Source organism: Cerasicoccus arenae, assembly GCF_014651635.1.
In the GTDB taxonomy this organism is placed as follows: Bacteria; Verrucomicrobiota; Verrucomicrobiia; order Opitutales; family Cerasicoccaceae; genus Cerasicoccus; species Cerasicoccus arenae.
In genome coordinates this window covers 127,313-139,350 of sequence record NZ_BMXG01000001.1, presented here as the reverse complement: position 1 = coordinate 139,350, position 12,038 = coordinate 127,313, and the positions used below count along the sequence as shown (strand labels likewise).

Below are 12,038 nucleotides of genomic sequence, written 5' to 3'. Positions count from 1 at the left end.
AGGCTAAAGTGGAAGCACTTAACGGATTTCAACTGGCGTAATCATCATGCCACATACAACCCATAAAGCGTTCACCGAGTAACTTTAACCTTTAATCTTCCGACTTTAATCTGACCACCATAGGCGATCTAGGTGATTGACCCGACTGGGAACTTGTCTCTTGAGCAATGGTCTCAAGGCTGATACCATGCTTAGCATGAAATTTGTAACTAGCCTTCGATTCGCTTTTGCGCTGATGGTCCTTTTCTCCGGCTCCGCACTGCGCGCCCAAGTGGAGGAGGGCCAAAAGCTAGAACCCGAGCTGGGCGTTTATATGCCTATAGATGAGGCGAAATGGGGTGCTGCCGAGGCCAATCTGCGCATCGTGAACAACAACTTTCAAATGTATTTCTTAGATGCGGACAAGTTGTTGATCAAGCCGCCTTTGGAAGATGTGATCGTGCACTATAGCAATTTCATCAAGAAATCTAATGCTGACCTGACGATTGTGCTGAAAAAAGATGGCATGATGTTGACGTCTAATCGTGTTATTTCACCGCCTTACCGCTATCAGGTGCGGGTTTTCCTGAAGAAAATGGTGACGCCTACAGAATACTATAAGGAGCCCTACGAAGAAAAGGAATACATCGGCATGCACATGATCAATCAGTTGGGCGGAGAATTTTACGATAAGTCCAAAACTGAGCCTGTCAGTGTCCCTGTAGAGGTGGAAGCTGCGGCCGAGGAACCAGTTAAAGACGAGGCGACCAAGAGCTGATGAGCGAAGCCAAACCGGATAACTGGATCGGCTGGCTACGGTCTTGGGTGCTGATTGCGTTGGGGGTGCTGCTAGCCGCTTGGACGAGCGAAGGCATTCGCTTCGAAACCGATCTGTCGCTTATACTTGGCGTTCTGCTGATCAGTGTGCTGAATGTATTTCTGCGCCCACTTCTTCTTCTGCTGACGTTGCCTTTCGTGATCTTGACGCTTGGTCTGGGCGTGGTGGTGATTAATGCGCTGCTATTCTGGTTGGCGGGAAGTCTGGTGCCGGGCTTTGAGGTGGTGAGCTTTTGGGCCGCACTATGGGGCGCGTTGGTGGTCAGCTTCACTTCCTTTATGGCAAACGTGCTATTTGGCAGTTCTCGAGTCCGGGTTCGCGTGCAGCAAAATGGTGGCCGCCCAGTGAAGAAAAAAACGCGCAACGACGATGTGATCGACGTCTAATGGCCGTTGTTATTCCTTGTCCTTGTGGATGAGGTCTTTGGTCGTGAGCAGCTTGACAAATTTCTTCATTGCAGGAGTGAGGACGCGTCCTTTGCGGTGGACGATGGCGAGTGGCCGGGAAATCTTTTTACCTCGTACTTGTACGGATGCGAGCAGGCCTTGTTTGACCTCCTGAAGTACGGTAGTGGAGGGGACAATGGCGATGCCAGCATCAATTTCGACCGCGCGTTTTACGGTCTCAATGTTGTCAAACTCCATGACAGGATCGATGTCGATTTTGTTATCGCGGAAGATTTGATCGGTAGCTTTACGGGTGGGGATGTCCTGATCGAAGCCGATGAATTTGTATTTTTCCAAGTCCTTGAGTTCGACAGACTTTTGACTGGCTAATGGGTTTTCAGGGGCGCAAATCACGACGAGTTGATCCTCTTGGAATGGAATGGTTTCGAGTTGGCGCATCTTGACGGGATAAGCAACGAGGCCAAAGTCCACGGCGTTGTGGAGGATGTCTTCATAGACCATGTTGGCACGGCGGTATTCCACGCGGACATTGACATCGGGGAACTCTTGCAAAAATTCCTTCACGTAGGGGGGGAGCTCATGTAGGCCGATTGAATAAATAGTCGAAATATGGATTGTGCCGCTGATGACTTTCTTCATCTCCTGCAGCTCACTCATCAACTTTTCGTAGAGATGGAGCAGTTCTTTGGAGGATTCATATAGCTTGGCACCTTCACGGGTGAGGTGGAATTGCTTTTGACTGCGATCCACGATTAGCGCATTGAAATGTTTTTCCATGGCGCGTAGTTGTTGACTAACGGCAGACTGGGTAATGCCATTCAACTTAGCGGCCTTGGAAAAACTCTGGCTTTCAACGAGATCGGAAAAAATCTTCAGGTTTTCAATGTGCATAATAGAATCTAATATCACTAAACCTTATTGAAATGCAATCTAAAAAACAGTAATACTAATCGAAACTTGTCTGTGATTACATTTGAAACATTTTGGGAAAACCATGAACGCGTGCAGGCGAGGGTTCTGGAAGCCTGTGCCCAAGCTGGACGTGAGCCAGCAGAAGTGCGTGTATTGCCGGTGACTAAAAACCATCCTTTTGACGCCATTGCCTACGCGGAGCGGGCAGGCTATGCTGCAGTGGGTGAGAATCGTGTGCAGGAGGCATTGGACAAAATGTCCGCTGGCCAGACCACCTGTCGCTGGGAACTGATTGGCCATCTGCAATCGAATAAGGCCAAGGTGGTGGCAGAGCGCTTTGACCGGGTGCAGTCCGTGGACAGCGAAAAACTTCTACGCCGGCTTGATGCAGCCGCTGCTGAGCATGGCCGCCGATTATCTATCCTACTTCAGGTTAATGCGGGGGATGATCCAGCGAAGTTCGGTCTGAAGTGTGCGGCGACGCCTGCGTTATTAGAGGTTGCCTTGGGCTTAGCCCATATCCAGATCGATGGCCTGATGACGATTGCGCCATTGTCCGATCAGCCAGCTGTCGCGCAGCGATGCTTTGCTCGAATGCGCGATTTACGTGATGAATTAGCAGCTCAGTTTGGGGTGTCTTTGCCCGAACTTTCCATGGGCATGAGCGGAGATCTCGAAGCTGCTGTCGCCTCAGGGAGTACGATGTTGCGTATTGGAAGCGCTTTTTTTGGAGACGGTTGAATTGGCGAGCCAAATGTCTGCCAGCGCGGTATCGAGAAGCTTCTCCGCTGCGTATCGAACAGCTGTATCGTCCGAATTTTCGGCTCTGGAGAAGCTTATGGTCGGAGATTGACTAAAGGTTTGGGGGCGACGATGAGTGAAGAGTTTCATGAATGCGTTAAACCATTGATCGGAGCATTATGCGCATGATTAAGCCCGGAAACCATCAAAAACGTCCCTCATATTTTAGGGAAACCTAAATGAGTCCGCAATTCATGGACCAATCGCTCCAGCTCGTTGGTGCCGCATTGGATCTGAGACATGCTCTTTTCGAGCTGGATGGCCTCATCACAACGTTTTGCAATTTCACAATGGCCTCGGATGAGGAACAGTTGTCCGTTCATGTCGTGGACGATGGAACGTAGAGATGTTTCCTCATCATTAGTCAGGTTCATGCGGCTAAAATTGTGGTTTAAATGCAAGCGGTGCAACTTAAAGAGCTTCCACGCCCATACTGTCGAGCAGGTTGCTAATGTATGGAATCAACTGTTTTTTGCGGGATACAATACTCGGCATATCGAAAATATTGCTGTGATTATCCACGTGGCTGAACGAAATACTATTATTAATATCGCTGTCGCCTGAAGTCAGAAGCAGTGAATTCTGTTGATTAATGTCGGTAACGAGGAGGCAGGAGAAATCAAGTTGGTTGCTTTCCCGGTAAGTGTCTAGGGCGCTCTCAATCGCTCCGCTATGTTTCCAGAAATTCTCGTAACCCAGTTCTTCAATTTGAGACACGGAGTATCGAATGCTGCCCTGGTCGTATTGCTTGCAATCGGTTTCTATGACGCGATCTGCGCTAGAGGTCAGAATGATTGAGCCGGAATTGAAGACCAAGTCCGCAATTTCCTCAATCGTGACGCCCGCAATGCTGGCCAGCCATGGTAGGAGGTCGGCGTCTTTCTGGGTGGACGTTGGGCTCTGGAGGTTAAGCGTGTCTGAGATGAGGCCGGCCATCATGATGCCCGCGATTGCTGGTGTCGGCTGGATGCCTGCGCTTTGGTAGAGGCTGGCAATGATGCTGCTGGTTGATCCGATGATTTCGTTGCGGAAAAAGATGGGCTGGGCAGTCGCTGGATTCGCAAGACGATGGTGGTCAATGATTTCAACAATGTTCACCTCCCCAGCTCCGTTCACCGCCTGACCGAGTTCGTTGTGATCCACGAGCACAAGGCGGGTAGGGACGGGCTTGAGCAGGTCTGCCTTGGAAAAGAGCCCAATGAGCTTTTTGTTCTCATCGACGACACAAAAGATTGGAGCGCTTTGGGTGGCGATTTTTCGCTTCACCGACATGACCTTTTCGTCTGAGCCAAAGGTGGGCACATCGCAGTTGATCATGGGTTCGAGCAAGGTGGCGGTCCGAATGATCCAGGACGTTGTCGCTGAATCGGCCGCGCTGATAATCAACGACACCCCTCGATCACGCGCAAACTCCACTACTTCATCTTCCACGTCCAATCCGCCCGTGATCACGAGTAGGCGGGCACCGCCCTGGATCGCCTTTTGCTGGATGTCGTAGCGGTCGCCCACGACGACCACACTTTCCTTGAGCGTAATGCCCTCGGTTTCGGTGAAGGCACCAAATGAACGAATGTCCATTGCGCCAACGCGGACGTAGAGGTCTTGCGTCAGCTCCGGGTCCACCACGTTAAGCACTTCCGCCTTCAACGATCGGATAATGTGCCCGATACTGGTGAGGACATGGCGCATTTTGCGCGGATCGTTGGGCTTGGGAATAAAGAATTCACCAAGCGAAAAAATTGAGACCTGACCAGCCAATTGCCCGTTTTCTTCGACAACTGGTAGGGCACGAATATCGTGCTCGTCGATGATTTCCAAGGCTTCCGCACAGGTTGCCTTGCGCCCGATACGATGAATATCGCGGCGCATGATATCATGGACGCGAGGAGTCACATCTCCCATGAATAAAGGCAATGGTAGATCAAAACGCCTGAGAATCGCGTCGATGCGGGCATTGGAGTTACCACAGCGTGCAGCGATAAAACCTTTCTCTCCGATTGCGCCCTTATAGGCGGCGTAGGCGATGGCTGAGCAAATGGCGTCTGCGTCCGGATTTTTATGGCCGATAATGTAGGTCGGTGTCATGGAAAATGGGTAATCGATAAACCTTAAGCAAGATACTGTCCCAAATGTAAAAGACGAGAACGAAAGCAATATGTGGAAGAAAGTGGCGGAATTTGGTCGTTATCTGTCATCTGCTCGCTGGATATAAAAAAGGCCGGATATATATCCGGCCTTTTGAAAGATTAGGTGCTAACAACTTCGTAATGTCCTAGATGTCTTTTCCTTTAAGGACGACGGCATTATCGTTGACCGCTTCTTGAAGATTATTCGCTTCCTCACTGCTATTATACTTCAATAGCGGATCGAGATCTAAGTCGTCATACCACGCGACATGGCCATCCAAGAAAATAATATGACCGCCATCGCCCTTCCAAGGGGATGTTTCGTCCCATGTGCTATTTGTACCATCAGTTCCGCGTGTTGCGGCAAGTGGCGTAGTACTGGTGGGGGCATTTTTAGTCAGATTGGCAATAACATCCCAACTGACAGGTCCGACCAACTGATGAGACTCTTCTGTAGCATCCATTACTGTCTTGGGAATAATGGCATCAGCGAGTTCATCATCACTATCGATGTACCAAATGGAGGCGTCATTTAAGCCGCCGTATTTAGCGAGGATAAAGGCATAATCGCCGGCATCGCCAGCATTCAGTGCGCTGTCACCGGTACCACCAGATGTGATGTTTCGGGTTTTACCACCGCTGTTTGCGAAGGTGTTGTAAGCAAGGCCGATCTGACGTCCGTTGCTGGCAGCAGCGGACTTCTTGGCGGATTCCTGCACTTTGCCGACAGCTGGGATAATCAGCGCGGCGAGAATGCCAATGATCGCGATGACCGTCAGCAATTCGACGAGGGTAAAGCCTTTGCGGCTTCTGGTTTTACGAGATAGTGTCATATTCCGGGAGTCGGGTTTGGGATTGGTAGAACACGGGTGATTACACCTGTGCTGTTATTATCTTTATATTCAGGTTACTTATGAATATCACTTTGTTTCGGCTGAAAAGGAAATTTTTTGCGCGAAGGGCGATATTTACAAGCTTCCAAAGGTATTATTGTCAGTAAGGGAGTGGAAATCTATCGGTTAATTCAATGGCAATGGCCTTTGCCTGGGCTATTTTATCAGGGTTTTCTGGGTCGTTAAGCACCAAGTCAATAGCTTCGACAATACGAATCATCTCAGGTTCCTTCATTCCGCGCGAAGTTGCGGCGGGGGAGCCGAGTCGTAAGCCGCTGGTTTGGAACGGGCTACGGGTCTCGCCTGGGACGGTGTTACGATTGGTGGTGATGTTGGCTTGGTCAAGAGCGATCTGGGCAACTTTACCAGTGAGGTTTGGGTGGCTGGGGCGCAGATCAACGAGCACAAGATGATTATCGGTGCCATCGCTGGAAAGTTTATACCCTTTTGCCATTAAGGCTTTAGCCATGGCAGCGGCGTTTGCTTTGACCTGTTGCGCGTAGGCCTTGAACGATGGTTTGGCTGCCTCTTGGAAGCAAACAGCTTTCGCTGCGATAATGTGCATCAATGGGCCACCTTGGCCGCCTGGGAACACTGCGCTGTTGATCGCCTTGGCGAATTTTTCTTTGCACAAAATCAGTCCGCCACGAGGGCCGCGAAGGGTCTTATGCGTCGTCGTAGTAACGAAGTCTGCGTGTGGGACAGGGGAGGGGTGCTCTCCGGTCGCAACGAGGCCTGCGATGTGCGCAATGTCTGCCAGCAATAAGGCACCGACGCTGCGGGCGATTTCGCCCATGCGCTCAAAGTCGATGACGCGCGGGTAGGCCGAGGCACCTACGGTAATCATCTTTGGGCGCTCTTTTTCTGCCTGTTCGGCCAAGTTATCGTAGTCAATGCGACCGTCTTCTGGGCTCACATAATAGTGAACGACTTCGTATAGTTTACCGCTGAAATTAGCCGGATTACCGTGCGTCAAGTGACCACCGTCCGACAAGTTCATCGTCAAAATTTTGTCACCGGGCTTGAGTGTGGCGGCATAGACGGCGAAGTTTGCTTGGCTGCCGGAGTGTGGCTGCACGTTGGCGTGGTCGGCTCCGAAGAGTGCTTTGGCGCGGTCGATTGCGACCTGCTCTACGATGTCGACGAATTCGCACCCGCCGTAATAACGCTTACCCGGGTAGCCCTCGGCGTATTTATTCGTCAACACGCTGCCAGCGGCCTCTATGACGGCAGGCAAGGTAAAGTTTTCCGAGGCAATGAGCTCGATGTGGCTTTGCTGACGCGCGCGTTCCTGCTCCATTGCGGCAAAGATCTCGGGATCAAGTTGCGCGAGCGGCGTGGCGTCGAGGGCGGATGTTTCGGAAGTGATCATGATGTGGCGGTGATTGGATGGAATTTGCGCCAATTCGCCAAGGAAAAAGCGGGTTTATTGCGCAGTTTCACGTGAGGAGGGACTGGATCAGCTTTTGCCGTAGAGTGACTTTACGTTGGGGCGAGTCAGCAAGATGATGGTGAAAATGCCTAGCGCTGTGCCAATGGGGAAAAATACGCAGGCAATACACGCGATCACAAAGGTGAAGGTATAGTTCCGGCGCTGCTTGATGAAGCGTCCGGCGCAAATAATGCTGATCGCGACCGCCTCACCGAATATAACGAAAAAGGTACCGCCAAAGAAGAATAACCACCCGAACAGCTTGGGAGGAAAGGGAAACGGCGGATTTGCGTTGGCCATATCATTGGTCATTTGCTCCAGCCCGCCAGTTAAAATGAGCAGGCCCATGACCATATGCATGATGGGCATGAGTGAAAAGAATGCGAGTATACCGCCAACAATATAGTAGGCGAGAGAGAGGCTTTTCAGGTAATCCTCATCTTGGCTGCCGGGCAGTGCTGGCGGTGTATCGGCCATGGTTGCTATAGCTTTTCTTCGGCTGTACGCGAAGGACGGTAGTTCGGCGACCAGATTCGATAGTTGGGGATGGTAATAATGCCGCCTTCGGCCTGAATCGTCTCTTCAATTTCGGCTTGGCGACGGGCAATGGATGCAGATTGGGCTTCCAGCGCCTCGGCTTTTTCGGCGAGCATCTGCATCTCAGCTTGGCGCTTGCGCACCTCGGACTGTCGCTGCTCCATCTCGGCAATGAGGGCCTTGGTCTGCTCAGTGTCTTCATTCAGATCGGCAGTGCGTTTGGCCAAAGCGGCCTCCTCGGCTTCCAACTTGCGTTTTTGGTCTTCGATCAGGGCGAGTTTTTGACGCATGACCACGGCGGCTTCCTCAGCGGCTATACGGGCCTCGGCTTCGCGAGCCAATCGGCCGTTGAGTTCTTTTACGCGGGCCTCGCGTTCAGCCTCAGCGCGGGCGGTGGCCAGTTCGGCCATGCGGACGGCTTCTCGAGCTTGTTCTGCCTCATTCTCGGCTTTGATACGCGCAGCCTCGATTTCCTGAGTGGTTGGTTGGGTGAGCGGGGGGGGGGGGGGGGGGGGCTCTTTATCCGGTTGGGTGAAGATGATGACCAGGGCGATGACGGCCGCGAGTAAGGCAACTGACAGAAAAATGACGGCGTTTTTCATGAGGACCATTTTTCCGCCTTTCCGACAAACAGCAATGAGAAATCAGGCGCTGTCGCCGCAGTGGATGACAAGCTCGTGTTTGTCGGTGTATTTGCCCTGATCGTAGTGGTTTTCGAGAATGGAAATGCGGTAGCCATCATGAGCGAGATCGCCGCTCAATTCCGCTGCACAAGGGTGCAACTGGCCGAGTTTGGTCATCTGGCAGAATGGGAAAATGCGGGCCTTGTGGCAGGACACATGGATGAGTTCGCGGACTGCTTGACGATGAAATTCCCGGCCAAATTGCTCCAGCGCGTCGGTTTGTTTTGTATGTAGGCGTCAACATCGAAGCCGTTATTGAACTCGCCTTGTGATTTTGTGAGCTCGGTGGTATGGACAATGTCATCTTTGCCTTGGCCAAAGAAGAGAACGAGGTCGAATATATCGCTGATGGTTAGTCAGTAGCGGTTTCCAAGCGGATGCCTTGGTATGGGTGTTGGTCGAGGATGTTTGGATACCAGCCCTGAACGGAGGAATCGACCAGATAGGCGCTGACGTAAAAGTAAATTGGAATCAGGGGCATTTCTTCCATGAGAATGGCTTCGGCCTGTTGGAAGAGTTCATAGCGGGCAGTTTGGTCGGTGGTCTTGGCGGCTTCGCGGATGAGCGTGTCGTAGTCGGGGGTGGACCATTTGGAGGCGTTGTTGCCAGACCAGCTAGTGAGGAGATCGAGGAAGGTGCTGGGGTCATTGTAGTCTCCGATCCAACCTGCCCGGACGATATCGAAGTCCCCCTCACGGCGGGCAATCAAGTAGGTTTTCCAGTCTTTATTAAGCAAGGTGGCGTTGATGCCGAGATGTTCTTGCCACATGCGTTGGATGGCTTCGGCGATGGGCTTGTGGCTGTCCGAAGTGTTGTAGAGCAATTCGATATCTCGCATACCCTCACCATTGGGATAACCAGCCTCGGCCATGAGGCGTTGGGCCTCAGCGATGTTTTGCTCCATGTCCAAGCTCATGGGGCACTCTGCGGTGTAGCCTGCGGTATCGGGCGGGGTAAAGTAGGGGGCGGGAATCTGGCCAGCTTTGGTGATGTTCCGCGTGATCGTCTCACGATCAATTGCTAGCGAGAGCGCTTGGCGGATGCGAACATCGTCTAGGGGGGGGCGGTTAACGTTGATTGCGTAATAATATGTGCCCAGATACGGCGAGATGAGCAGCGCCTCAGAGCCTGATTCCTTGTAGGGCTCGATTTTATGAACTGGCATAGCATAGGTCACGTGGACCTGTCCTGAGCGAAAAGCGCGCTCCTCGGTGTTGCGATTGTCGATGGGCAGGAAGCGGACGCCGTTGAGCCAGATGCTGTCGCGATCCCAGTAAAGCGGGTTTTTCTTCACGTCGATGTAGTCATGCACGCGCCACTCTTCGAGAGTGAAGGGGCCGTTGCCTACGAAGTTACCGGGGCGCGTCCAACGTGATTCCCGCTGATCGATTTCTCCGTGCTTGAGGATGGTGGGGGGATGGACAGGAAACCACGTGTAATGCGTCAGCAGGGAGAGAAAATACGGCGTCGGCTCTTTGAGCGTGATCTCCAGCGTATGCTCGTCCAGCGCTTTGACGCCGACTTGGGAAAAGTCTGTCAATTCGCCGGTATTAAAAGCCTCGGCACCGACCATTGGGTAAAGCATTGACGCGTATTCCGCTGCCAGTTTGGGCGAGAGAATGCGTTCGTATGAAAATATAAAATCCTTGGCCGTAACGGGATCACCGTTAGACCAGCGGGCCTCCGGCCGAAGATGAAAGGTGTAAACGCGCCTATCGCTGCTGATGTCCCAGGCCTCGGCGACGCCGGGCAACGGCGCGAGCGTCTTCGGGTCCGGCCGGATGAGCCCCTCAAGGAGTGAGGTCAGGATGTTGTGTTCCATCACACCTGTGACTAGATGCGGGTCCAGCGCGGCAGGTTCGGTTCCATTTGCGCGTAGTAGGATACGGTCTTGGTTGGCGCGCTCGACTGGCGTCTCACGCTGCCCGCATCCGCTCAGGCAGAGAGCAAGTAGGGCAAATAAGACGCTGGAAAATCGGATGGCCATCGCGAGCAGAGTCCCACGCAACGAAGGCTTTGTCAGGTCATTTCTGTAGTGACGGAAAATTTCCGAGAGGCATGAGATCATCCTGCTCTATTGGTCTAAATGGTAGCGCGGGGACGCGCCTGCGCTACCATTTAATGGACAGGTGTGTGTCGGGTGCAGAGCGGGAGCACTGCTGATGTTGTCTGCTAGACGCTGATGGCGTCGAGCTCGGCGAGCCAGCTGGCGCGAGTGGACTCGTCAACGAGTGCGACTTCCAGTCCGTTGCGGGCGAGCTGCTTGAGCTCGGCGCGAGTGAAGCCACGGGCGTGAAAGAGGGCTTCGTAGTCATCAATCAAGTTGTTGCCAAAGCTGATGGGGTCGTCGGTATTGACCGTGACCTTGACGCCTGCGTCGACGAGTTCGCGGATCGGGTGGTTTTCCAATGTGACACCGGGCACGAGCTTGGCGTTGCTGATTGGGCAGACGTCGAGCGTGATGCCACTGATCGCAAGGAGGCGAACGAGGGCAGGATCTTCCACTGAGCGAATGCCGTGCTGGATGCGTTGGGCACCCGTTTCTTCAAGGATGCGGCGGACGAAATCCGCGCCTAGAAACTCACCAGCGTGTGCCTTGGTGTATTTGCCAACAGCACGGGCGGCGGCCCAGATTTCAGCGGTCCACGGCTCTATGGGCAGGTCTTCCGGCCCATGCAAATCGACGCCCGCAAAGCCATCCCAGGTGAGCGAATCCTCGATCACATGGCGCATTTTTTCGCCACAACCACTGTGGTGAATGCCCATGAACACACGGACTTCCAGACCGGCGGGCGCGGCCTCTTTGATGGCTTGAAAAATCTCCTTGGCGTTGATTCCGCCAAACTCGGAAACGCCGCTGGCGAAGCTGCACTCAACATAACGCACGCCGAGGGCCAAGTGCTGCTCGAACTGCTGGCGCGCAGAGCGGTAATACTGCTCGGGCGAGGTGTAGAAGGCGAAGCCCCAAGTGAGCAGCTGCTGCTCGAAGTGGGCGAAGTCACGGTATTTAAAATCGTGGGCCCAAGATTCAGGCTCGGGTTCGTCGGGCCGAACTTCGCGCAGGAGGTTGAGCGGCAGCCCGCCTTCGATGTGCAGGTGCGTTTCGGTCTTGGGCAGGCGGCGAATGAATTCGCGCAGTTCGGGATCGGTCGTTCGCGGCATGTTGGTGACTTGATTAAGGACACCCGCGAAAAGGTCAACGCCGTTGGCGGGAAAATCCAAGCGGTTAAGCGACCGATGAAGGAGAAGTGATGGTCAGGTCTTTTTTAGCCGCGGATGAACGCGAATTAAACACGGATGCCAACGAGGTGAGGCGGCTTTGGGGCAGTTTATTGAAGTGTAATCAGTTGTGTAACTCAGTGTAATTTAAGTCGCGTATTTTTTCTGTCAGCCGTCTGATGGATCTTCTTTGTTGAAACTTTGGGGTGTG

The 12,038-nt window shown here is 52.9% G+C and carries 13 protein-coding genes; 4 read left to right on the top strand and 9 right to left on the bottom strand.

All coding sequences use genetic code 11. The features are described from left to right. The first annotated feature begins 196 nt into the window (after positions 1-196). Together IE065_RS00640 and IE065_RS00635 are read left to right on the top strand one after the other, a co-directional pair. Positions 197-757, top strand: a complete 561-nt coding sequence (locus IE065_RS00640; protein WP_189510759.1) for a hypothetical protein — start codon at positions 197-199, stop codon at positions 755-757. Continuing rightward, a complete protein-coding gene (locus IE065_RS00635) occupies positions 757-1,203 on the top strand; it encodes a phage holin family protein (protein ID WP_189510757.1) in 447 nt (148 codons plus the stop codon). The genes IE065_RS00640 and IE065_RS00635 overlap by 1 nt, the downstream gene beginning before the upstream one ends. 9 nt (positions 1,204-1,212) lie before the next feature. Here the strand turns inward: IE065_RS00635 and IE065_RS00630 are convergent, their stop codons facing one another. Further along, on the bottom strand, positions 1,213-2,115 hold the full coding sequence (locus tag IE065_RS00630) for a LysR family transcriptional regulator (RefSeq protein WP_189510754.1): 903 nt from the start codon (positions 2,113-2,115) through the stop codon (positions 1,213-1,215). 72 nt (positions 2,116-2,187) lie between these two features. Between IE065_RS00630 and IE065_RS00625 the strand changes: the two genes are divergently transcribed. Next, on the top strand, positions 2,188-2,877 hold the full coding sequence (locus IE065_RS00625; RefSeq protein ID WP_189510751.1) for a YggS family pyridoxal phosphate-dependent enzyme: 690 nt from the start codon (positions 2,188-2,190) through the stop codon (positions 2,875-2,877). Positions 2,878-3,116: 239 nt separating this feature from the next. After that, positions 3,117-3,281 carry a hypothetical protein gene (locus IE065_RS00620; protein WP_189510748.1) on the top strand — a complete coding sequence of 55 codons (165 nt, stop codon included), beginning with the start codon at positions 3,117-3,119 and terminating at the stop codon, positions 3,279-3,281. Between the two features lie 67 nt (positions 3,282-3,348). Here the strand turns inward: IE065_RS00620 and IE065_RS00615 are convergent, their stop codons facing one another. The 8 genes from IE065_RS00615 to IE065_RS00580 form a co-directional block, all read right to left on the bottom strand. Further along, positions 3,349-5,022 carry a putative manganese-dependent inorganic diphosphatase gene (locus IE065_RS00615; RefSeq protein ID WP_189510745.1) on the bottom strand — a complete coding sequence of 558 codons (1,674 nt, stop codon included), beginning with the start codon at positions 5,020-5,022 and terminating at the stop codon, positions 3,349-3,351. A 187-nt stretch (positions 5,023-5,209) separates the two neighbouring features. Further along, positions 5,210-5,896: a type II secretion system protein gene (locus tag IE065_RS00610; protein ID WP_189510742.1), complete on the bottom strand. Its 687-nt coding sequence runs from the start codon at positions 5,894-5,896 to the stop codon at positions 5,210-5,212. A gap of 160 nt (positions 5,897-6,056) precedes the next feature. Continuing rightward, positions 6,057-7,328, bottom strand: coding sequence for a serine hydroxymethyltransferase (locus IE065_RS00605; protein WP_189510739.1), 1,272 nt, complete (start codon positions 7,326-7,328; stop codon positions 6,057-6,059). Between the two features lie 87 nt (positions 7,329-7,415). Continuing rightward, the gene (locus IE065_RS00600; protein ID WP_189510736.1) at positions 7,416-7,865 is read right to left on the bottom strand and encodes a hypothetical protein; all 450 of its coding nucleotides are present in this window, start codon (positions 7,863-7,865) and stop codon (positions 7,416-7,418) included. A 5-nt stretch (positions 7,866-7,870) separates the two neighbouring features. Beyond that, positions 7,871-8,527, bottom strand: a complete 657-nt coding sequence (locus tag IE065_RS00595; protein ID WP_189510733.1) for a hypothetical protein — start codon at positions 8,525-8,527, stop codon at positions 7,871-7,873. A gap of 42 nt (positions 8,528-8,569) precedes the next feature. Further along, positions 8,570-8,725: a hypothetical protein gene (locus IE065_RS00590; RefSeq protein ID WP_189510730.1), complete on the bottom strand. Its 156-nt coding sequence runs from the start codon at positions 8,723-8,725 to the stop codon at positions 8,570-8,572. Between the two features lie 235 nt (positions 8,726-8,960). Then, positions 8,961-10,676, bottom strand: coding sequence for a peptide ABC transporter substrate-binding protein (locus IE065_RS00585; RefSeq protein ID WP_200163148.1), 1,716 nt, complete (start codon positions 10,674-10,676; stop codon positions 8,961-8,963). A 104-nt stretch (positions 10,677-10,780) separates the two neighbouring features. Next, positions 10,781-11,770, bottom strand: coding sequence for an adenosine deaminase family protein (locus IE065_RS00580; RefSeq protein WP_189510727.1), 990 nt, complete (start codon positions 11,768-11,770; stop codon positions 10,781-10,783). Positions 11,771-12,038 lie beyond the last annotated feature (268 nt).